This window comes from Paenibacillus sp. FSL L8-0494 (genome assembly GCF_038003695.1).
GTDB classification, from domain to species: domain Bacteria; phylum Bacillota; class Bacilli; order Paenibacillales; family Paenibacillaceae; genus Paenibacillus_AQ; species Paenibacillus_AQ odorifer.
Genome location: NZ_JBBOPQ010000001.1, coordinates 2,212,203 through 2,233,466 on the forward strand (window position 1 = coordinate 2,212,203; position 21,264 = coordinate 2,233,466).

The 21,264-nt window shown below is 45.5% G+C and carries 21 protein-coding genes, 2 tRNA genes and 1 riboswitch; of the genes, 20 read left to right on the plus strand and 3 right to left on the minus strand.

The genetic code is table 11. The features are described 5' to 3' along the window. The first annotated feature begins 114 nt into the window (after nucleotides 1-114). From NYE35_RS09840 to thiH, 6 genes are all read left to right on the plus strand, one after another. Nucleotides 115-2,226 (plus strand): GDSL-type esterase/lipase family protein, encoded by a 2,112-nt coding sequence (locus tag NYE35_RS09840; RefSeq protein ID WP_341120836.1) that lies wholly within the window; start codon nucleotides 115-117, stop codon nucleotides 2,224-2,226. A 236-nt stretch (nucleotides 2,227-2,462) separates the two neighbouring features. Continuing rightward, nucleotides 2,463-3,335, plus strand: coding sequence for an SDR family oxidoreductase (locus NYE35_RS09845; protein WP_341120838.1), 873 nt, complete (start codon nucleotides 2,463-2,465; stop codon nucleotides 3,333-3,335). Between the two features lie 87 nt (nucleotides 3,336-3,422). Further along, nucleotides 3,423-3,524: riboswitch (TPP riboswitch) on the plus strand. Nucleotides 3,525-3,639: 115 nt separating this feature from the next. Further along, nucleotides 3,640-4,245 (plus strand): thiamine phosphate synthase, encoded by a 606-nt coding sequence (locus NYE35_RS09850; RefSeq protein ID WP_076100104.1) that lies wholly within the window; start codon nucleotides 3,640-3,642, stop codon nucleotides 4,243-4,245. Between the two features lie 38 nt (nucleotides 4,246-4,283). Beyond that, complete coding sequence (gene thiS, locus NYE35_RS09855) at nucleotides 4,284-4,487, plus strand: sulfur carrier protein ThiS (protein WP_076100105.1); 204 nt, start codon at nucleotides 4,284-4,286, stop codon at nucleotides 4,485-4,487. A gap of 55 nt (nucleotides 4,488-4,542) precedes the next feature. Continuing rightward, nucleotides 4,543-5,310, plus strand: a complete 768-nt coding sequence (locus NYE35_RS09860; RefSeq protein ID WP_036678942.1) for a thiazole synthase — start codon at nucleotides 4,543-4,545, stop codon at nucleotides 5,308-5,310. Nucleotides 5,311-5,344: 34 nt separating this feature from the next. Continuing rightward, nucleotides 5,345-6,460, plus strand: a complete 1,116-nt coding sequence (gene thiH / locus NYE35_RS09865) for a 2-iminoacetate synthase ThiH (protein WP_094901412.1) — start codon at nucleotides 5,345-5,347, stop codon at nucleotides 6,458-6,460. 83 nt (nucleotides 6,461-6,543) lie between these two features. On the opposite strand, the gene yfbR is transcribed toward thiH, so the two are convergent. Then, entirely contained in the window at nucleotides 6,544-7,149 is a 606-nt protein-coding gene (yfbR, locus tag NYE35_RS09870; protein ID WP_094901415.1) for a 5'-deoxynucleotidase, read from the minus strand. A gap of 102 nt (nucleotides 7,150-7,251) precedes the next feature. Here yfbR and NYE35_RS09875 point away from each other — a divergent pair, with 102 nt between their 5' ends. The 11 genes from NYE35_RS09875 (at nucleotide 7,252) to NYE35_RS09925 (ending at nucleotide 19,651) form a co-directional block, all read left to right on the plus strand. After that, nucleotides 7,252-8,811, plus strand: coding sequence for a fumarate hydratase (locus tag NYE35_RS09875; protein WP_076146271.1), 1,560 nt, complete (start codon nucleotides 7,252-7,254; stop codon nucleotides 8,809-8,811). A 161-nt stretch (nucleotides 8,812-8,972) separates the two neighbouring features. Continuing rightward, complete coding sequence (locus NYE35_RS09880) at nucleotides 8,973-9,359, plus strand: VOC family protein (protein ID WP_094901417.1); 387 nt, start codon at nucleotides 8,973-8,975, stop codon at nucleotides 9,357-9,359. Nucleotides 9,360-9,537: 178 nt separating this feature from the next. After that, nucleotides 9,538-11,334 (plus strand): two-component system histidine kinase PnpS, encoded by a 1,797-nt coding sequence (gene pnpS, locus NYE35_RS09885; RefSeq protein ID WP_036678948.1) that lies wholly within the window; start codon nucleotides 9,538-9,540, stop codon nucleotides 11,332-11,334. Between the two features lie 109 nt (nucleotides 11,335-11,443). Beyond that, nucleotides 11,444-12,172, plus strand: coding sequence for a response regulator transcription factor (locus tag NYE35_RS09890; protein WP_036678951.1), 729 nt, complete (start codon nucleotides 11,444-11,446; stop codon nucleotides 12,170-12,172). 198 nt (nucleotides 12,173-12,370) lie between these two features. Beyond that, nucleotides 12,371-13,126 carry a phosphate ABC transporter ATP-binding protein PstB gene (gene pstB, locus NYE35_RS09895; RefSeq protein ID WP_036678954.1) on the plus strand — a complete coding sequence of 252 codons (756 nt, stop codon included), beginning with the start codon at nucleotides 12,371-12,373 and terminating at the stop codon, nucleotides 13,124-13,126. A gap of 73 nt (nucleotides 13,127-13,199) precedes the next feature. Continuing rightward, a complete protein-coding gene (gene phoU / locus NYE35_RS09900) occupies nucleotides 13,200-13,859 on the plus strand; it encodes a phosphate signaling complex protein PhoU (RefSeq protein ID WP_036678957.1) in 660 nt (219 codons plus the stop codon). A 188-nt stretch (nucleotides 13,860-14,047) separates the two neighbouring features. Continuing rightward, nucleotides 14,048-16,717, plus strand: a complete 2,670-nt coding sequence (polA, locus tag NYE35_RS09905) for a DNA polymerase I (protein WP_036678960.1) — start codon at nucleotides 14,048-14,050, stop codon at nucleotides 16,715-16,717. A 52-nt stretch (nucleotides 16,718-16,769) separates the two neighbouring features. Beyond that, entirely contained in the window at nucleotides 16,770-17,606 is an 837-nt protein-coding gene (gene mutM / locus NYE35_RS09910; RefSeq protein ID WP_036678963.1) for a DNA-formamidopyrimidine glycosylase, read from the plus strand. Between the two features lie 132 nt (nucleotides 17,607-17,738). Beyond that, nucleotides 17,739-18,485 (plus strand): manganese efflux pump, encoded by a 747-nt coding sequence (locus NYE35_RS09915; protein WP_036678965.1) that lies wholly within the window; start codon nucleotides 17,739-17,741, stop codon nucleotides 18,483-18,485. Nucleotides 18,486-18,494: 9 nt separating this feature from the next. Continuing rightward, the gene (gene coaE / locus NYE35_RS09920) at nucleotides 18,495-19,091 is read left to right on the plus strand and encodes a dephospho-CoA kinase (protein ID WP_339811248.1); all 597 of its coding nucleotides are present in this window, start codon (nucleotides 18,495-18,497) and stop codon (nucleotides 19,089-19,091) included. Next, a complete protein-coding gene (locus tag NYE35_RS09925; protein ID WP_036678971.1) occupies nucleotides 19,088-19,651 on the plus strand; it encodes a lytic transglycosylase domain-containing protein in 564 nt (187 codons plus the stop codon). Before coaE ends, NYE35_RS09925 begins: the two co-directional genes overlap by 4 nt. Before the next feature lie 84 nt (nucleotides 19,652-19,735). On the opposite strand, the gene NYE35_RS09930 is transcribed toward NYE35_RS09925, so the two are convergent. Continuing rightward, nucleotides 19,736-19,954: an alpha/beta-type small acid-soluble spore protein gene (locus NYE35_RS09930; RefSeq protein ID WP_036678974.1), complete on the minus strand. Its 219-nt coding sequence runs from the start codon at nucleotides 19,952-19,954 to the stop codon at nucleotides 19,736-19,738. A 164-nt stretch (nucleotides 19,955-20,118) separates the two neighbouring features. Here NYE35_RS09930 and nrdR point away from each other — a divergent pair, with 164 nt between their 5' ends. The 3 genes from nrdR (at nucleotide 20,119) to NYE35_RS09945 (ending at nucleotide 21,005) form a co-directional block, all read left to right on the plus strand. Further along, nucleotides 20,119-20,595: a transcriptional regulator NrdR gene (gene nrdR / locus NYE35_RS09935; RefSeq protein ID WP_036678976.1), complete on the plus strand. Its 477-nt coding sequence runs from the start codon at nucleotides 20,119-20,121 to the stop codon at nucleotides 20,593-20,595. A 251-nt stretch (nucleotides 20,596-20,846) separates the two neighbouring features. After that, nucleotides 20,847-20,922, plus strand: a tRNA-Ala gene (locus tag NYE35_RS09940). A gap of 10 nt (nucleotides 20,923-20,932) precedes the next feature. Then, nucleotides 20,933-21,005: transfer RNA gene (locus tag NYE35_RS09945), tRNA-Lys, on the plus strand. A gap of 151 nt (nucleotides 21,006-21,156) precedes the next feature. On the opposite strand, the gene NYE35_RS31405 is transcribed toward NYE35_RS09945, so the two are convergent. Beyond that, nucleotides 21,157-21,222, minus strand: a complete 66-nt coding sequence (locus NYE35_RS31405; RefSeq protein WP_368665214.1) for a putative holin-like toxin — start codon at nucleotides 21,220-21,222, stop codon at nucleotides 21,157-21,159. Between the last annotated feature and the right edge of the window lie 42 nt (nucleotides 21,223-21,264).

The following is a 21,264-nucleotide window of genomic DNA, read 5'->3' on the forward strand; positions in this document are numbered from 1 at the left end:
ACGTTACAAAAGGTCAAAAAAAAGAATGAAATCATCATTTGAATCACTTTAGAGAAAAGGGATAATGGAGAAACCTAGGTAAGTACTTCGAGAAACGGAAGGAAGTGTAATGAAGTGAGAAAGCTGTGTAGGGATATACTAATCTTATCTTCTTTACTTATGGCTTCATTGACTCTTACTCACGGTATAACAGAGGCAGCCCTTATTAAAGATGGGGTAGAGGGGCAACCTCCAATTCAAATTGCAAACGCATACAAGTTCAATTTTACAAACCAAGTTAAAACAGGGTATCAATCCGTTAGGTATGATCCTAATCGCGGTGCGCAATTGTATGACTCATCATTAGGTTATGGTTTTGTCCAAGAGACCAACGCTTTACCCGCTAGAGAAGTGCATACCGATTCAATTACATCCGATGGAACAGGTTTTTTCATCACAGAACCTAATTTTTTGGCTGAACCTAAATCTGAGAAAGATAATTATAACAACTACGGTATGGCGTTTCGAATAGATGCGCCCCCTGGAACCTACAACGTATATGTAAAAACGACTTCTGACGAAGAGGATGGGATCGTATCAGTATCAGGAATGCAGACCAGCCGCTTGTTGAAAAGTGGACATTGGGACGCGGCAAAGCTTGTACCTGTCAAGCATACGGCTGTAGCTAAAGGGAGAGAGTGGACTTATACGTATGTAAACGGCCGTGACCATATAGATATTGAGATCGAACCGAACAAAGTGAACACAGCTGTGGGGATTGAGGAGATCCTACTGGAACCGATTTTGCCACAGCATAGAGCGGCTGGAGCTCTTCCGAATTTATTTATACTTGGAGATTCCACGGTCAAGTCCTACACCTTCGACGAAGCGCCAATGAGTGGTTGGGGCCAGATTATTGGCAGTATGTTTAATCAACATAAAGTGCGTGTAACTAACTATTCCATGGGAGGACGCTCGTTTAAAAATGCCTATACAGAAGGTCGACTTAACGACATTTTACTGAGTGGCAGCATTGGGGATTATGTGTTTATTCAATTCGGACACAATGATGAGAGTGCAGATGAGTTCAGACGTTACGGCAGAGGTTCGACTGAGGCAATGTATGAAAACTACCTTAAAGAAGTTTATCTCCCTGCGATCCAAGCCCGGGGCATGATACCAGTACTGGTAACGCCAATGTCCAGAATTAAAGGGAATGCAAGTCCGGGATATATCTATGAGAATTCTTTTAAATCAAGAAAGTTTGTAGATATTCTTAAACGGGTTGCAGATGAATCTGGAGTTACACTTATTGACCTTAACTCGGAAAGTCTGAAATATTATAACGAGATCGGAGTAGAAGCGATAACAGCCCTCTTCATGTCAATTGAAGCCGGAGAAACTCCAGGCAAAACAAATGACGGAAGTTACGCTAACGGGCATCCTTCAAAGAAAATCGATGGGACTCATTTTAAAGAAGCGCTCGCCAAACAATTTTCGCGGATGATTGTTACGGAGCTTGTAGAGAAAGGTGCTACTGGCGATTCTACTGCTGCCTCCATTACTGCTTATCTTAAAGGGAACGTTAAGCATGCGGCACTAACAGGCAACTGGGATAAGGTTTTTCCGGAAATAACTAATGATACGACGACCGGGGAAGCTGCTTATTACCGCAATCAAATTGAAAAATTAATCCAGCTGGGAGTAATGGGCAAAGACCGTCAAGGGAATTTTAAGCCAGATACGGAGATGACAGTTGCTGAATTCACACGCAGTATTTCTAAGTTAATGAAAGTGGAAAGATCAGATCTTGCCTATTATCCGAAAGGTAAGCTGTCACGTGAAACGATGGGTGCTATTCTCTATGATGTTTACCAAGTAAAGTTTGCTAATAAACCTAAGTACATGACTGATTATAACGGCACAGCAGTAGTGCTAGGAGATCCTGGTTATGATTTCAATCTGGATCCAGGAGCTAGAGGAGCGATGTACTATCCACTTGTATCCTGGCAGCAGCTGGTTGATACGGCGGACATTTCTCCTTTTTTAATTTCAAAAGTGAAAAGTGCTTATGAATTAGGGCTTATTAGATCTGAAGTGGGGATTGCTAGAGGCCAAATGGTCAATGGGACAGAACTAGAACCTAAAGCCATAGTGACCCGGGAGAAAGCAGCTAAAGCTCTTTATTTTATGTGGGTACTGGAACATGAAGTGAATGCAGAAAATCATGTTTCTTCTTTGAAATAGTTAGGGTGAACAATTCAAGGCACAGCAGCGGTGCTGTGCCTTTTTGTATGCAGTGAAGTCCTCTCCACTTACAGCAGTTTACATCCACGGTTGTTTATTTCTACTTGCATTGTGGTAAGTAAGATTCGTAAAGCGATTTAAGAAAATGACAAACCCAGCGTATAAACATGCATTGTTGTGCCATCCTAAGATGATCAGTTAACTATCAATTTGCTTAACGAGAGGAGATAGGGAAGATGTCAGGCAATAATAAACAAGCTACAAAAACCTTACCCCCACAGGAGCAGCATCATCAGCCAGGGATTGAGAGTGAAATGACGCCGCTGCCCAAATACGAGCCGGCAAATTATAAAGCAGCAGGTAAACTGCAAGACAAGGCGGCGTTGATTACCGGTGGAGACAGCGGAATTGGGCGTGCAGTTGCTGTGCTTTTTGCTAAAGAAGGTGCTGATGTGGTCATTTCATATCTTAATGAACACTCAGATGCAGAGGAAACTAAACGTCAGGTCGAGCAGGAAGGCCGCAAATGTATCCTAATTCCAGGTGATATCGGTGACGAGAAATTCTGTAAGGATCTTATTAAACAGACGGTAGAGGGCTTAGGAAAGCTTGATATTCTCATCAATAACGCGGCGGAGCAACATCCGCAAGCTAAGATCGAGGATATTACTTCCGAGCAGCTAGAGCGTACTTTCCGTACGAATATATTTGCGATGTTCTATTTAACAAAAGCAGCTATGCCTCATTTAAAAGCAGGATCTACAATTATAAATACAACTTCAATTACCGCTTATCGCGGAAGCCCGCAGCTGCTGGACTATTCATCAACTAAAGGAGCTATCCTGAGTTTCACACGATCTTTGTCCACGAATCTGGCGGAGAAGGGCATACGGGTAAACGGTGTAGCACCAGGTCCAATCTGGACACCGCTAATTCCCTCTACCTTTGATGCGAAGCAGGTTAGCGAGTTTGGAGGCACGCAGCCTATGAAACGGCCTGGACAACCAGAGGAGCTGGCGCCAGCCTATGTATATCTAGCCTCTGACGATTCCAGTTATGTGACTGGACAGGTTATTCATGTAAATGGTGGCGAGATAGTAAACGGTTAGATTAGTACAGCTAATGTGAATAAATGGGTGTATTTCAATAAAAAAATATGTTACTATAAACCACGTTAGTATTTCAAAATTGTATATTTATGTCACTAGGGGTGCCGATTGGCTGAGACGGAATGGATTTCCGGACCCTTTGAACCTGATCTGGTTAAGACCAGCGTAGGGAAGTGGAGAACGAATTTCTGTTGTCGGGCTATTTGTAGTACCGTCTATATACAGATTCTGACTGCCTTCCTTACGGGGGCAGTTTTTTTGTTTTTTACTGGCCTACAGGGAAGTGAGAGAGAGGAGATCGCGAGTGGTACAAGCTGAGATCCATCTAATATCAGACGGCAAGCAGCTGTTGAGACAATTTGTTGAACTGGCTGTCACGGTGCAGACATGGGTCGATTATATTCACTTAAGAGAGAAGCAATGTCCAGCACGCGAACTGCTCTCTGCGGCACAGGAGCTGTTGGCTGCCGGTATACCCGCTACCAAACTGATAATCAATGACCGGATCGATGTAGCATTGGCAGCTGGTGCCGCGGGTGTTCAGTTGGCTGGGCACAGTCTGAGCCCGCTTACAGCCCGGCGAATTGCACCTCAGCTTTGGCTGGGGAGATCGGTTCATTCTCCGGAAGAAGCGGCGAATGCTTCAGAGCAGGGAGCTGATTATTGCTTGTTTGGCCATGTATTTCCCTCGGCGAGCAAGCTAGGGCTGCCCGCACGTGGGTTAGAGCTGCTTGCAGAAACGGTGAAGACTAGCTCTATTCCTGTAATTGCGATTGGCGGAATTGGTCCCGCTAATGCGGCGCAGATCATTAGGCAAGGCGCGGCAGGAATTGCTGTGATGTCCGGAATTTGCGGAGCGGATGATCCTTATGAGGCCGCCAAAGCTATTCATAAGGCGGTTCATTCATAGCCGGGAGGTAAAAGCATAGGCGAAGGGGGTGATTCAGAATGAGACTGTTGATTAACGGGAAATCCGCAGAGTGTTCTGGTGGTATTCAAACTATAGCTGATTTGATCAGTCTTCCTGAGTGGTCGGGTCGTCTGATGATCATTGAGCTGAATGGAGAAATTGTCAGTAAGGAGAATTATGAAAGTACTGCTCTGAGCGAGGATGATCGTTTGGAACTGGTGCACTTTGTTGGTGGGGGTTGAGATGGAGCGGTATAGAATTTTGAGAAATTTATAAGAACCAAAGGGAGGTAATTTCATGCATGACCCGTTACATATTGGAGGCATCGAATTAACTAGTAGATTATTTATCGGAACCGGAAAATATAGCCGGAATGCTCTGATCCCCGAAGTGATCGCAAGCTCTGGTTCTCAGGTGATTACTGTAGCGCTTCGCCGAGTGGACCCGGAAGGTGGAGCAGAAAATATCATGAACCACATTCCCGGCCACATGACTCTTCTGCCTAATACCTCAGGAGCGCGTACAGCGGAAGAGGCAGTCCGTATTGCGAGATTAGCAAGAGCTGCGGGACTGGGGAACTGGGTGAAGATCGAAGTGATCAATGATCAGAAATACCTGCTTCCAGATAATCTGGAGACCATACGAGCTACAGAGATTCTAGCGGCGGAGGGTTTTGTAGTACTGCCATATATGAGTCCGGACCTTTCGGCTGCTTTACGTCTGAGAGATGCCGGTGCTGCTGCTGTGATGCCGCTTGGTGCGCCGATCGGGACGAATCGCGGCCTGCGCACCAAGGAGCTTGTGCGTATTCTTATTGAAGAAGTGAATTTGCCGATTATTGTAGATGCCGGAATTGGCAAGCCCTCGGAAGCGGCGGAAGCAATGGAGATGGGGGCCGCTGCTGTTCTGCTTAATACGGCTATCGCAACGGCACGTAATCCGCTCGTCATGGCGGAAGCGTTCCGCGAGGCGATATCCGCTGGCCGCAAAGCTTATTTGGCAGGACTCGGTCCTGTAGAAGAAGTTGCTTTTGCTTCGTCACCGTTGACTGGATTTCTGAACTGAATTTGATAGGTTCACCAAAGGAGGGAGGATTAGCATGAGCTTTTTTGACACACTGGCCCGCTTGGAGCAGTATCCTTATGAGCAGCTGTGGAAGGAGTTCCGGGAGGATGACGTTAAGCGGGCGCTTGGAAAAGACAAGCTGAACGAAAATGATTTGCTGGCATTGCTCTCTCCGGCAGCAACGCCGCTGCTAGAGGAGATGGCGCAAGCTGCTCAGCGACTGACCCGTGCACATTTTGGTTATTCGATGCAGATGTTCACACCGATGTATCTTGCCGATTTTTGTGTGAATCATTGTACCTACTGCAGCTTCAGCTCCATTTATGATTTTCCGCGTAAAAAGCTGTCCTTGGAGGAGGTTCGCAGGGAGGCTGAGAAGATTGCAGCTACAGGTCTGCGGCATATCCTCATTTTGACTGGTGAATCGCGCCGGGAGAATCCTGTCTCATATATTAAGGATTGTGTAGTTGTACTTAGAGAATTTTTTTCCTCCGTCAGTATTGAGATAAATCCTCTATCAACTGCAGAATATAAAGAGCTTCTTCAAGCAGGGGTGGATGGACTAACACTATACCAAGAGGTGTACCACCAGGAGACTTACAAAAAGCTGCATGTTAAAGGGCCTAAAAGAAACTACCGGAATCGCCTGGATGCACCTGAACGCGGCTGTCAGGCAGGTTTTCGTTCTGTGAATATTGGTACGTTGCTCGGGATGTACGATTGGCGGCAAGAGGCATTCCAAAGTGCCATGCATGCCCGCTATTTGCAGGATCGGTATCCAGATTGCGAGATCAGCCTGTCACCCCCACGGTTTCGGCCTTATTTAGGGGAATTTAACCCAGAGTGCGATGTTACCGATCGATCACTAGTGCAGATTATTTTGGCATACCGGTTATTTTTACCCCGTTCGGGCATTACTTTATCTACAAGAGAGCCTGCCTCTCTACGCGATCATTTAATTCATCTAGGAATAACTAAGATGTCAGCCGGGGTCACTACTGAGGTGGGCGGTCACACTAATGCAGGGGGAACTCCGCAATTCGAAATATCCGATAGCCGCAGTGTGCAGGAGATTACGGAAATGCTATATACGAAGGGTTTGCAGCCGATTTTTAAAGACTGGGATATCCTGACTGAATCAGTAACGTAACGCTTGTATTTTTATTATTAATCACTAAAGGGACCCCTGCGAGATTCATGCGGAGGTCCTTTTTTCTATTGTGTAGATGGTGTTTAGTTTCCGGCAGAGAGCTCATCGAGAGACATTTCGAAGCTCGGTGCCATATGAGTCAGAAAATAATCCACTTCCTGCAGGCCAAGCCCACGAAGTTTTGCTGCTGTCTGCTCCTTCGCGGCGGCAAATTCTCGGTTGCCTGCAGCAACCTCCCATACGCATTTCAAATAAGCATCCAGCCGATCAGCGGCTTTCACATAGCTGTGCAGCAGAATGTCCTCCGAATCGGGAGGGCTGTCTTCCGGTCGTATGAGCTGAGTGTAGATGCTTTTTAGCTCTGATGGAATCATTCCAGTTAAGCGATCAGCCGCAACTTTTTCCATTTCGCGGAAGCTGGTGAGCAAGCGAGGATTGTTGTATTTTACCGGCGTGGCAATGTCGCCTGTGAATACTTCGCTGGCATCATGGAAAAGAGCTATGGTTGCTGCTCGTTCCGCGTTTAATGAACGCCCGAAATGTACATTACCAATGGAACAGAGCATATGTGTGAGCAATGCAACATGAAAAGAATGCTCAGCGACGTTCTCCGGTGCGGTGCTGCGCATCAAGCTCCAGCGCTGAATATACTGAAGACGATATAGATAGGCAGAAAAATGGTAGCTCAATTTTAAAGTAACCCCTTTCATGCGGTGCTAGGTATGATATTATTATACTAATTGTATCAAACTTTAGATAACCTGGAACTGCCGAGAGGAGCTTGAATGAAGATGCAGCATTTTGAAGACAGTATTTATAACCTTATCGTAGAAACTTCCACGAATTTGCCGGGAGATGTACGCCGGGCAGTTGCAAAAGGTCGCGCGCTGGAAGACAGGGCTACCCGGTCCGGTCTTGCTTTAACCACGATTGCACAAAATATCGGAATGGCTGAGCAGCAAGTGTCTCCGATCTGTCAGGATACGGGAATGCCTACATTTATCATTCACACCCCTGTGGGAATCAATCAGATTGAGATGAAAAAAGATATTCATAATGCCATTGTACGAGCGACCAAGAATGGTAAACTTCGTCCCAATTCTGTAGATTCATTAACAGGTGAGAATAGCGGAGATAACTTGGGTGCAGGCACACCAGTCATTCATTTCGAACAATGGGAAGAGGATAAAATAGACGTTAGACTTATTCTGAAGGGTGGAGGCTGCGAGAATAAAAATATTCAATACAGTCTCCCGGCAGAATTAGAAGGACTCGGCAAAGCGGGTCGGGATCTGGACGGAATCCGTAAATGTATTTTACACGCGGTATATCAGGCGCAGGGACAAGGCTGTAGTGCCGGTTTTATTGGCGTGGGTATCGGCGGTGACCGTACGACTGGCTACGAGCTGGCTAAGAAGCAGTTGTTCCGCAAAGTGGAGGATGTTAATCCGATAGAAGACCTTAGCAAGCTGGAAGACTATATTATGGAGAATGCTAACAAGCTTGGAATTGGCACGATGGGTTTTGGTGGTGAGGTATCGCTGCTGGGCTGTAAGATTGGCGTTATGAATCGTCTGCCAGCTAGCTTTTTCGTATCCGTTGCTTATAACTGTTGGGCCTTCCGCCGTCAAGGGGTGCTGGTTGATCCATCAACTGGCAATATAGAGGATTGGTTATATGAGAGCGGCACAGGGATATCTGTAGATGATGAAGGAGCACATGAATCTGAAGCGGTAATTGCTGAGGGAGCTAACAGCCCAGCGTCTGAGTCGCGGGAAGTACGTCTTACAACGCCGGTAAGTGAAGAGGATATCCGTAGTCTGCGTGTTGGAGACGTGGTTATTTTATCCGGTGAAATGCATACAGGCCGTGATGCTCTGCACAAATATTTAATGGATCATGAGTCTCCGGTAGATCTGGAAGGGGCTGTGATTTATCATTGCGGTCCTGTGATGATGAAAGATGAGGAAGGCTGGCATGTAAAAGCTGCGGGCCCAACTACGAGCATTCGTGAAGAGCCTTATCAAGGCGATATCATCAAAAAATTTGGAATCCGTGCAGTCATCGGAAAAGGTGGTATGGGTCCAAAAACGTTAAAAGCCTTACAGGAGCACGGCGGGGTATACCTCAATGCGATTGGTGGAGCCGCCCAGTATTATGCAGAGTGCATCAAGAAGGTCAACGCTGTTGATTTTATGGAATTTGGTATTCCTGAGGCGATGTGGCATCTCGATGTGGAGGGTTTTGCAGCGATTGTGACGATGGATGCTCACGGCAACAGTCTGCATGCGGATGTGGAAAAAGATTCTGCAGCTAAATTGACTCAATTCAAGGAGCCAGTGTTTAAATAAATGGGGTTACAACCGGTGGATAAGTCATGAGGAGGGCAGATTATTCTCTGAATGGCTTTTCCATGGGTTTTAATCAAATTATAAGGATTTATATGTCCAGACTATAAATTATCCTTAAGGAACGCCGAAGGCGTTTTTGCCTGTCTAAAGGAGGACAACGAATGGCACCACATTATATTAGAAATGGGTTTCTTAACGTTACGCCGTATTTTATTGCGGAAGATGCAGACCAATTGATAGATTTTGTTGTGCACTGCTTTGATGCCAAAATTATTGATATGCTGCGAAACGATGAGAGTAGGATTAGGCATGCCGAGGTCAGAATCGGTGATTCCATCATTGAGGTTTCCGAAGCGAATGAAAAGTATTCACCGGTACAGCTTGCCATTCATCTTTATGTAAGAAATGTTGATGAGACCTACCGCAAGTGCCTGAATGCCGGGGCCTCTATTATTGAAGAACCACTGGATAAGTCCTATGGAGAAAGAGGAGCAGGGGTTAGAGACCGTCAGGGTAATCAGTGGTTTCTTGCTACCCGTACAGAATAAACTCATGTGTTTTTACAAAAGTAATACAAAGTAACAGTCCAGAGTTAATCAACTCGGGCTGTTATTTTTATATAATTTACTCTGGGGGGCTTATGTCACGGTCATAGTCGTACTGGTATTTTGGAGAAAATGAAGTTAGGATAAAAGATACAATGATAAAGGGAGAGGCAAATCTCAGATGAAACCGTTTCGCGCTCGTCTTACGTTTATACTTATGGCCTTAATCGGTATTTCCATGATTGGTACTGGATTTACGATGGCTCATCTGTTTAAGAGCTCCCATATAACTGCTCTGGAAGAGAATATGTCCCGGGAAATAAGCTTGCTCTCAGGCACACTGGAATTTGTAGATATGAATTCTTCAAATGCGATCCCGTATTACACTGAACAGGCGGAGCATATTTCTAAACTTTTAGATTCTCGGATAACGTTTATTACAAAGTCGGGTAAAGTAATTGGCGATTCTGAGAAAAACCCCTTGGAAATGGACAACCACTCCAATCGTGAAGAAGAGATAGGGGCTGCGAAAGAGGGAACTGGACGGGCAATCCGTTACAGCGAAACTCTAAAGCATGAGATGCTATATGTGGCTGGAAAGGTAACTTCTGATCAGGGATTTGACGGCTATATTCGGGTCTCAATGGGACTTGATGCTGTTACTCAAGGTCTTAAGCATGCTTGGATGATCATGGCTGCAGGTCTTATTATCTTGTTCTTGTCAGCAACTATTGTGAGCTATAAAGTAGCTTCAAGCATGACTTCCCCGTTGGAGCAAATCACAAGAGTCGCCCGGCGGATTACCGATCTGGATTATGATGCCAGAGTTCATTTGAAGCGTAAAGATGAAGTTGGACAGCTGGCTACCGCGATTAATGCGATGGCAGACAGTCTTCAAGACCAGCTTAAGACGATTCGTGATAATGAGGATCTGCTGCAAAGCGTACTGGATAATATGACTGGCGGCATCATAATGATCAATGCGGAAGAAGAGATTGCGCTGCTTAATCGGGCTTCAGAGCGAATGCTTGATGTCAGCAACAGTGAAATGGCGGGTCATTCGTACAAAGAGTTAAAACGGCATTATGAGCTAACCCGTCTGCTTGAAGAAGGGGTATTAAGCCGGGAGCCGATTCATGAAGAGCGAAGTATTTATAACCCAAGAGAGCGAATTGTACGGATGGACGCGGTTCCGATGATCCAGGATGGTACGTACAGAGGTATGCTTTTCCTATTGCAAGAGGTTACGGAAATTCGCCGTTTGGAGCGGATGCGCAGTGAATTTGTCGCTAACGTATCGCATGAACTAAAGACTCCGGTTGCAGCGGTCAAAGGGTTTGCCGAGACCTTACTGGGAGGCGGAGTTAAAGATGAGAAGACGGCGAGATCCTTCCTGCAAATTATATATGATGAGAATGAGCGTTTAAATCGCTTGATTGGAGATATTCTGGAATTATCTAAAATCGAATCTAAACGGGTGCAGCTCGATTGCTCACCGGTTCATATCATTGAATTCTTTGATTCCGTGCTGGGAACCATCAGTAAAGTCGCTGAGAAGAAAAACATTAGTCTTAATGTAGAGGTTCCTGAGGAGCTGTTCATTGAGGCGGATGAGGATAAGCTGCGTCAAATCTTTATGAATCTTTTCTCTAATGCGATTAATTACACACATGAAGGCGGAAACGTAAAGGTCTACGTTAAGAGTCTACTGAAACCAGACGGCTCCGAAAATGTTCAATTTACTGTTAGCGATACGGGTATGGGGATTCCTAAAAAAGATCTGCCGCGTATTTTTGAACGTTTTTACCGGGTGGATAAGGCAAGATCCAGAAGCTCCGGTGGAACGGGATTGGGGCTGTCTATTGTGAAGCATTTGGTAGATATGCACCATGGAGTGATTTCAGTTGAAAGTGATCTGGGAATCGGCAGTTCCTTTGTGATTGAATTGCCTTTGCTGCAGGAAGAAAAGACCGATTAGATTTTTGTAAATTCACTTTTTCAATTTTACACTAAGTTAACATTACGGTGATATGATGGTTTTGTTGCTGTTTTGTAAAAATCAAACTATATGGAAGACGGGGGAACCTATGGCTCAACGATTGCTTGTCATTGAAGACGAACCGACACTAGCCCGGCTGCTGTCCTATAACTTAACGCAGGAAGGTTACGAGGTGACGGTAGAGGATCATGGAACGGCAGGATATGATCGTGCGACGAGGGAACCTTTTGACTTGATCGTATTGGATCTGATGCTGCCAGGAATGAATGGCATTGACATCCTTGATAAATTGCGTGGACAAGGTATCCGCACACCTATTATCGTATTGACTGCTAAAAATGCTGAAGAAGATGTGGTTAGAGGGCTGAAATCCGGTGCTGATGATTATATAACCAAACCTTTTGGAGTATCCGAATTGCTTGCAAGAGTGAGCGCTGTATTACGGCGGATTTCCGGCCTTGCTGAGGAGGCTCCACAAGAGACACCTATATCTGCTTCAACGATCATTCTGGGACAACTAGAAATCTATCCTGAGCGGTATGAAGTTTCCTTAGGAGGACATAGCATCAACCTTCGACCTAAAGAGTTCGAGGTATTGTTATATTTGGCCCGTAAACCCGGGGTAGTGCTGACAAGAGATGATCTTATGAACGCTGTTTGGGGCTTTGATTATATTGGTGGACAGCGTACAGTTGATGTGCATGTAAGTTCACTCCGTAAAAAGCTTGAGCTAGATCCAGAATCCGTTCATATCGATTCCATTCGAGGTGTAGGTTATAAATTAGTTGTTAACAAAAAGAGAGCTCCGGTCATTTAGCATGACAGGAGTTTTCTTCTTTATCCCGTTCATAAACAAGATTCAGGTGAGATTACACGCCGAATTGTAGGGAATACTATCACGTGGACTAATTCATCTTCACCAATTTTACATTGCGTTAACATTTCTCTCCAACTGTATTTACATTAAAAGCTTATTATGGAGAACGAAGATGATGAGAAGGAGACGTAAATACTAATGAAATCCATCATTGACATAGAGAAACTTGATCTCTACTATGAGTCATTTCACGCACTGAAGAATGTGAATCTGCAAATTCCGGAGAAACAGGTTACTGCTTTTATCGGACCTTCCGGTTGCGGAAAATCCACTCTGTTGCGCACGCTGAATCGTATGAATGATATGATTCCTGGTACACGTATTGAAGGAACTGTAAACATCGGTGGCAAAAATATTTATAGTGACGAGGTAGAGGTAGAAAGCCTGCGTAAACAGGTCGGCATGGTATTCCAACAGCCAAATCCTTTTCCAAAGTCGATTTACGACAATGTAGCTTACGGTCCTCGCCTGCATGGCATTCGTTCAAAGAGCGAACTGGATGAGATTGTAGAGCAAAGTCTGCGTCATTCCGCGCTGTGGGAGGAAGTTAAAGATTTTCTGAAAAAATCTGCCCTTAGCTTGTCCGGCGGACAGCAGCAACGGCTGTGTATTGCCCGAGCTTTGGCAGTTCAGCCGGATATCCTGCTCATGGATGAAGCAACGTCTGCACTGGATCCTGTGTCTACGCTCAAGATAGAGGAGCTTGTACAGGAATTAAGAAGTAAGTATACAATCGTTATGGTTACTCATAACATGCATCAGGCGGCACGTGTATCTGGTCGAACCGTGTTTTTCTTGAATGGTGTAATTGTAGAGGCGGCGGATACAGAGGTGTTGTTCTCGACTCCTAAGGATTCCCGCACCGAAGATTATATTTCTGGACGTTTCGGCTGATACGGGCTACAAGGGCGCTCGTCCTTGGAAATGGCAAGCTGACCATACATTAATGAGGAGGATCGCTCTTACTATGATTCGCAGAAAAGAATTTGATAAAGATTTGGAAGAGCTGCGCAGTCTGCTGCAGCAGATGGGTGAACATGTAATAGATGCTCTTGGTGGAGCAATTGTTGCTTTACAGAATCTTGATACTGTACGCGCTCAGGAAATCATTAAAGCAGATTTGCAGCTGAATGCCATGGAAGATAAAATCATGGAAATTGGCTCACGGCTAATTATTACGCAGCAGCCTGTAGCAAAAGATTTGCGCCGCATTATCGTTGCTTTCAAAATATCTAGCGATTTGGAACGTATGGGTGACTTGGCTATTGATGTTGCGAAAGCAACTATGCGCATCCATGGACAGCAGCTGATCAAGCCGCTTGTAGACATTCCACGTATGGCGGAAATTGTGACGACCATGATTGATGAGGCTATCCAGTCTTATCTGGATGAGAACACTGATCTGGCTTATAGAATGGCACAAGATGATGATCAGGTCGATCAATTATATGGTTCGATGATCAATGAGCTATATAGTTATATGGTGGCAAAACCGGATTCTGTGTCCCAAGCTATGTTATTAACGCTGGTAGGCCGTTATATTGAACGGATTGCCGATCATGCGACTAACATTGGTGAGAGTGTTGTTTATCTGGTCACAGGCAGCCGTCCGGACTTGAATCAGTAATTTGTACTTACACATCTTTTGTTATATCTTTAGTTAAACTAAGTAGCCGCCCTTTTAAAAGGGCGGCTACTTGTTGTATATCCTTAACATATCAGCTTATCCCACTGTTTAGGTTGGTAAAGCCGTTTCTACTTGTAGAGGGCATATGGTAAGATGTAAGGAGTAAGCATGAAAAGGCGAGGTGCACTATGGACAAGTTGATACTTATAGATGGAAACAATATTATTTACCGTGCTTTTTTTGCGATGCCCCCGCTGACGAATACAGCAGGGCAACAGACAAATGCGGTGTACGGATTTACAACGATGCTGCTTCGATTAATTGAAGAACATAAACCGACACATATGATTGTCGCTTTCGATGCAGGGAAAGTTACTTTTCGGCATGAAGGTTATCAGGATTATAAGGGCGGCCGGCAAAAAACACCGCCCGAGCTCTCCGAGCAGTTCCCATTGCTGAAGGAATTGCTGACTAATTTAGGTGTACCGCAGTTTGAAATTGGCAATTATGAGGCTGATGATATTATTGGCACCATTTCGCGCCAGGCGGATGAAGCGGGACGGCAGGTTATGATCGTGTCGGGAGACAAGGATATGTTGCAGCTGGCCTCTGAGCATACGACCGTTGCTTTAATCCGCAAAGGGGTCACTGAAGTTGAGCTTTATGGGCCGGAACAAATCCGGGAGAAATATGACCTAACCCCAGAGCAGATCATTGATCTTAAAGGGCTGATGGGCGATGCGAGTGACAACATCCCGGGAGTACCCGGCGTAGGTGAGAAGACAGCTTTGAAGCTGCTGCATCAATTTGGATCGGTGGAAGGTGTCTTAGCTGGAACCGGTGAGCTAAAGGGTAAAATGAAAGAAAAACTGGAAACCCATGCGGAAGATGCGGTAATGAGTAAAAAATTAGCGACCATCTATCGCGAAGTGCCGCTTGAGCATTCGTGGGAAGACATGGTCTTTAATGGAATTTTAGCGGATACAGCCGGCCCAGCGCTTGCCAAGCTGGAATTTAAATCACTGTTGGAACGTTTGTCTCTTAGTGCTTATGCTCCTGTTGCCGAGGGAGAGGAAAGTGCTGCTGAAGTAGAAGCAGCTGCACTTGATATTACGATCGTAAGTGAAGAAGAACTTAAGGGGCTAAGTGAAGCCCTGGCTGGCATTTCGGCGCTGCATGTGGAATCGAATGGAGATAATCCGCATCGTGCCGAGGTAATCGGAATAGGATTGTCCTCTCTGGAGCGGCATTACTATGTGCCGTTTGAATTACTGCATAAACCGGCTGCTGCGAAGCTGCGTGATTGGCTAGGAGATGAAAAGGCTCCGAAAAGTGGATATGATCTTCACCGCGCTGATTTGGCTCTACACTGGCAGGGAATTGCTTTTGCAGGTGCAGCCCATGATGTGCAGCTGGCGGCTTATTTGCTTGATCCTACGGAGGCTAATCAGAATCTAAACGATCTCACTGCTAAATACGGCTTGCCGCGGCTCTCTCCTGATGAAGAGGTATTTGGTAAAGGTGCCAAATACAAAATCCCTGAGCTTGAAGTCTTAGGAAATCACGTTGCACGAAAGAGTGCAACGGTTCTTGGAATCGCACAGAAGCAACAGCAGGAGCTGGTGGAGACCGCGATGACAGGGCTATTCGAGGATCTGGAAATGCCTTTGTCACGGATTTTGGCGGATATGGAGAAACAGGGGATTGCAGTCAATGCTGGTGATCTTAAAGAGCTTGGAAAAGAATTTGAGGCGCAAATTTCCAAATTGGTCAGTGAAATATACGAGATTTGTGGCACTGAGTTTAATTTGAACTCACCAAAGCAGCTGGGTGAAATCTTGTTTGTAAAGCTAGGTCTGCCTGTCGTCAAGAAGACGAAGACGGGTTATTCCACGGATGCCGAAGTGCTTGAAAAACTGGCGCCATACCACGATGTGGTGCGTTTGATTTTGCAATATCGCACAATTGCGAAGCTTCAATCTACCTACGTAGAGGGGCTGCTTAAAGAAATTTCCCCGAACACAGGGAAGGTGCATACATTCTACCGGCAGACGATTGCCGCTACAGGACGGCTTAGCAGCCAATTCCCGAACTTGCAGAATATCCCGATTCGTCTAGAGGAAGGACGCAAAATCCGCAAGGTATTCGTTCCGTCCGAACCGGGCTGGTCCATCCTGGCAGCCGACTATTCGCAGATCGAACTGCGTGTGCTGGCGCATATTTCAGGTGATGAGCGGATGAAGGAAGCTTTTCTGCATGATATGGATATTCACACGAAGACAGCGATGGATGTGTTCGGTGTGACCGCGGAACAGGTGGACAGCAATATGCGCCGTGCCGCAAAAGCCGTAAACTTCGGGATCGTCTACGGGATCAGTGATTACGGCCTCTCGCAGAATTTGAATATTCCGCGTAAGGAAGCCGCTCAATTTATTGAGCAGTATTTCGAGGTATATCAGGGTGTGCGCCGCTATATGGACGATATCGTAGTAGAGGCGCGAAAGTATGGTTATGTGACCACGTTGCTCGAACGTCGCCGTTATCTACCGGAGATTAATGCGAAGAACTTTAATCTGCGCTCTTTTGCGGAGCGGACAGCAATGAATACACCTATACAGGGAACAGCAGCGGATATTATCAAGCTGGCGATGGTGCATATGGACAAGGCATTATTTGATCGTGGGCTTAAGAGCCGTATGCTGCTTCAAGTACACGATGAGCTTGTATTCGAGGTGCCAGAGGATGAAATGGAGCTTATGAAGACGCTTTTGCCGGAAGTAATGGGTGGAGCCCTGAAGTTATCTGTGCCACTTAAGGCAGAGGTCAGCTTTGGAAGTAACTGGTACGAGGCGAAATAGACTCCCTTTAAGGTGTGCATATCAGCTATAATGTAGTTGAGGTGAAGACATCATGCCGGAATTACCGGAAGTAGAGACAGTCAAGAGAACACTTAATGAGTTAGTTAATGGAAAGCAGATAGAGAATGTAACCGTCCGGTTGGCGCGGATTATTCAGCGTCCGGATGATATTCAGGCTTTTGCCCACCTGCTGGCAGGTCATAGCATTGTTAAAGTTGAACGAAGAGGAAAGTTTTTGCGTATTGTGCTTGATGGTCTGGTGCTTGTGTCACATTTGCGGATGGAAGGCCGTTACGGACTTTTTTCAAATGATGACCCACTGGACAAGCATACACATGTGATTTTTCATTTTACGGATGGAACTGAGCTGCGTTACACGGATGTTCGCCAGTTCGGTACGATGCATCTTTTTCAGATGGGAGAAGATCTTCAGCTGCCGCCTTTAAACAAGCTGGGGCAGGAGCCGCTGGAGCCTTCTTTTACACCGGAGAGGTTTAAGCAGATCGTGTCAGGTAAAAGCACCAAAATTAAATCGCTGCTGCTTAATCAGGAATATATCGTCGGCATCGGCAATATTTATGTAGATGAGTCGTTGCACCGTGCGGGCATCCATCCTGAAGACAGCGCCAAATCGCTCACGGACAATCAATTGGACAAGCTGCATCATGCCATTGTAAGCACGCTGGCCGAAGCGGTTAACGCCGGAGGTTCATCTGTTAAGTCATATGTTAATGGCCAAGGTGAGAGCGGTACGTATCAGCAGCAGCTATTGATTTACGGTCGTAAGGATCAGCCGTGTAGTAACTGTGGAACGATGATTGAGAAGACGGTTGTAGGCGGTCGTGGCACGCATTATTGTCCAAATTGCCAGCGCCCGACTGTTAACTGAATTTGTTGAAATAATAAGGTTGGCACCCACTACTTGTCCCGCCCATATACTGTGTGAAGAATGCTTAATAGAGAACGGAAGCTGAAACGATAAACTTTTCAGTTTGCCGGTTCTTCACAGGAGGGATTGCGGGTGCTCAGCCCATTATTTTCACTGCTATTGCTAGCGTTTGCCTTGAGTTTGGACGGTTTTGGTGTAGGAATTACATATGGGCTGCGTAAAATGAAAATACCACTGCTCTCCGTTCTGATTATCTCGCTCTGTTCGGGGGTAGTTATCTGTGTATCGATGCAGGTTGGGGTTTTGCTTGCCAAGGTAGTGTCTCCGAATGCAGCTTCTATGGTTGGTGCGGTTATACTTGTGCTAATGGGGTGCTGGTCACTTGTTCAGATGCTGATGCAAAAAGAGAAAGATGCAGATGGCGGACGTAAAGCTGAAACGGTAGATGAGGGCTCATTTTCCGAGCAGGCTTGGGCAGAGGTAGCTGCTGATTCTGAAGCGGGTACAGAACCTGTTATGAATGATGAACCGTTGAAATCAGCTGTTTTTTCGCTTGAGCTACGCCGTTTGGGGATTGTAGTGCAGATCTTGCGTACCCCGTCTTCTGCGGATATGGATGCCTCAGGAAGCATCTCTTCGATGGAGGCGATGATACTTGGGATTGCGCTCTCTCTGGATGCTTTTGGGGCTGGACTTGGCGCAGCGCTGCTTGGCTTCAATCCGATATGGACATCACTTACAATAGCTTTATTTAGTGGTACATTTCTATTACTGGGTATGAAGACTGGACTTAGATTTGCCGGGAACTACTGGATGAAGCATGCTGCCGCATTACCAGCGTTATTATTAATTGCAATGGGAATACTGAAGCTATTATGAGGTGAGTACATGATTATAGGCTTAACCGGAGGAATCGCATCCGGAAAAAGCACAGTGTCTGCACTGCTTGTGAACAAGGGAGCGAGGCTGGTTGATGCCGATGTGATCGCCAGAGAAGTTATGCTTCCCGGGCATGAAGTGTTGGCTGCTGCTGCTAAGCAATTTGGAAAAGAGATCCTTTTTTCGGATGGAACACTGAATAGGGCCAAATTAGGTGAAATCGTCTTTCAAGATCCGGTGGCCCTGCAAACCTTGAACAATTTGACGCATCCTGCCATCCGGCAGGAAATCAAAAATCGTATGTACAGCATGGAGCAGGAAGAGCCGAAGCGGCTTATTATTGTGGATATTCCGCTTCTTTTTGAATCAGGGCTTGAATCCCTGTTCCATGAGATTGTAGTAGTCTACGTTCCCCGTGAAGTGCAAATTGCTCGATTAATGGAACGTAATAGGCTCTCTTTAGAAGAAGCAGAAGCGCGATTGAATGCACAGATGGATATTGAACAGAAACGTAATAAAGCGGACTACATCATCGACAACAGTGGCGATCTTGCGTACACTGAGCAACAGGTTGCTGTTTTTTGGGACAGGCTGGGTTTATCATGAAATGGTTACGTAAAAAAAGAGTACTGCTTCTGCTATTTGTTGGTTTTACGGCAATATTGTTTCTGAGTACAAACTGGATGTCGTGGTTTTATCCCATCCATTTTAAAGACGAGATTCGCAAGCACAGCATCACTTATGAGATAGACCCGTTTCTTGTAACCGCGATTATTCGTGTAGAAACGAACTTTAAAACTGGACGAGAATCCAAAAAAGGCGCACTAGGGCTGATGCAGCTTATGCCGGATACCGCGAAGTGGGCGCTGGAAAAGGCCAAGCTTCCAAACGTATCTATGGAAGAACTCAAGCATGAGCCTTCGGCTAATATTGAACTGGGTACATGGTATCTTTCAACTTTATCCCGTCAGTTCGAAGGTAAACGTACAGCAATTATCGCAGCTTATAATGCTGGGCCCGGAAAAGTTCAACGCTGGTTGGATGAAGGGATCTGGGATGGGACAGATGCAACCATTAAAGATATTCCCATTGGTGAAACCAGGCATTATGTACAGCGCGTTAATTATTACTATGATCAGTACACGGACATTTACAAAGAATTTTAATTTCTGCCGTGTTATGTATAAAAAGAAGTATTAAACGACTTGTAGGTCGTTTAATACTTCTTCAAAAAGCTTATGTTGGTCAGGTTATTTGTATTGACCTGCCAGTTGTTGTTCTGCCAGGGTTACAAGACGTTTAGTGATGTAACCACCGATCGAACCATTTTCATAAGAAGTTTTATTGCCTTGGTAACCATCTGGGGAAAGCGTGATTCCTAGTTCTTGGGCAACTTCGTATTTAAGTTGTTCCAAGGCACCGCGGGAATTTGGAGCTACAAGGTTATTGGAGTTGTTGCTTTGGCTCATTGCTGTTCACCTCCTCTGTTGGTAACTGTATTATGTGCCGGACTTGCCATTATCATTACAAGAAAAAAACGGTGATTTCTGGAAATAATAAAAAAGCCGTTCAAAAGCCGGATTTATAACATTCCGGGACCAATACCATTATGTAATAGGAAGTGATGAAGCTTATGAAATGCCCTTACTGCGATCACACAAATACTAAAGTGCTGGACTCGCGACCAGCGAATGAAAATAAGTCAATCCGTCGTAGGCGTGAATGTGAGCGTTGCAGCAAACGTTTCACTACTTTTGAAATGATTGAAGAGACGCCACTGATTGTAATTAAAAAAGACGGCAGCCGTGAGGAATTCAGTCGTGATAAAATACTCCGCGGTCTTATCCGTGCTTGTGAGAAACGGCCGGTTTCTGTGGAACGTCTAGAAAAGATCGTGTCCGAGGTTGAGAAATCTTTGCGCGGCATCGCCGTTGCGGAAGTGGAAAGCCAACAGATTGGTGAATTCGTGATGGAGCAGCTCTACCCAGTTGATGAAGTGGCTTACGTTCGTTTTGCGTCCGTATATCGCCAGTTCAAGGATATTAACATGTTCATGAAGGAACTCAAGGGGCTGCTGTCCAAGAGTACGGGAGAATTAGAGGGATTATAGGGTTTTGCCCAGTTAGGGCGTTACAGCCAGTCCTAGGGTCTGCTAGGAGTGCTTCTACTGGTTTGTTTCCTCTAAGTTCTCAGCGGGGAATTTGAGTGGAAAAATGAATTTTAAAAAAAGTGTTGACATAGAGGGCGATTTTTTATATTATATAGAAGTCGCCTACGACGCTTGAGTTTATCGGAACAACTCAATTACGACCAAACTAAAATTTAAAAATGTGTGATTACATACATCTGAAATTTCAGTTTGGGGCCATAGCTCAGCTGGGAGAGCGCATCGCTGGCAGCGATGAGGTCAGGGGTTCGATCCCCCTTGGCTCCACCAAACATCATATGGACTCTTAGCTCAGTTGGTAGAGCAGTAGACTCTTAATCTATTTGTCCAGGGTTCGAGCCCCTGAGAGTCCATCCTAAAGAAACGGCAGAAATGCCGTTTTTTTGCTGTTTGGGGAGTGAGTGACTATTTATTTGGTTTTGATCGTGGTATAGTTTGGGTGGATAAAAGCGGCTTCGGAAGTTTAGTCAGGAAATAGACCGCATTCCTTTGCGAGAGGACGGTCTATTTCTTTTTGAGGTAGTTGAGCAGTGCAATAATGAACATGCCGAAGATGAACATCAGTGACAATTGCTGACTCCAATTACAGACAATCCATATCTAAAGAAACAG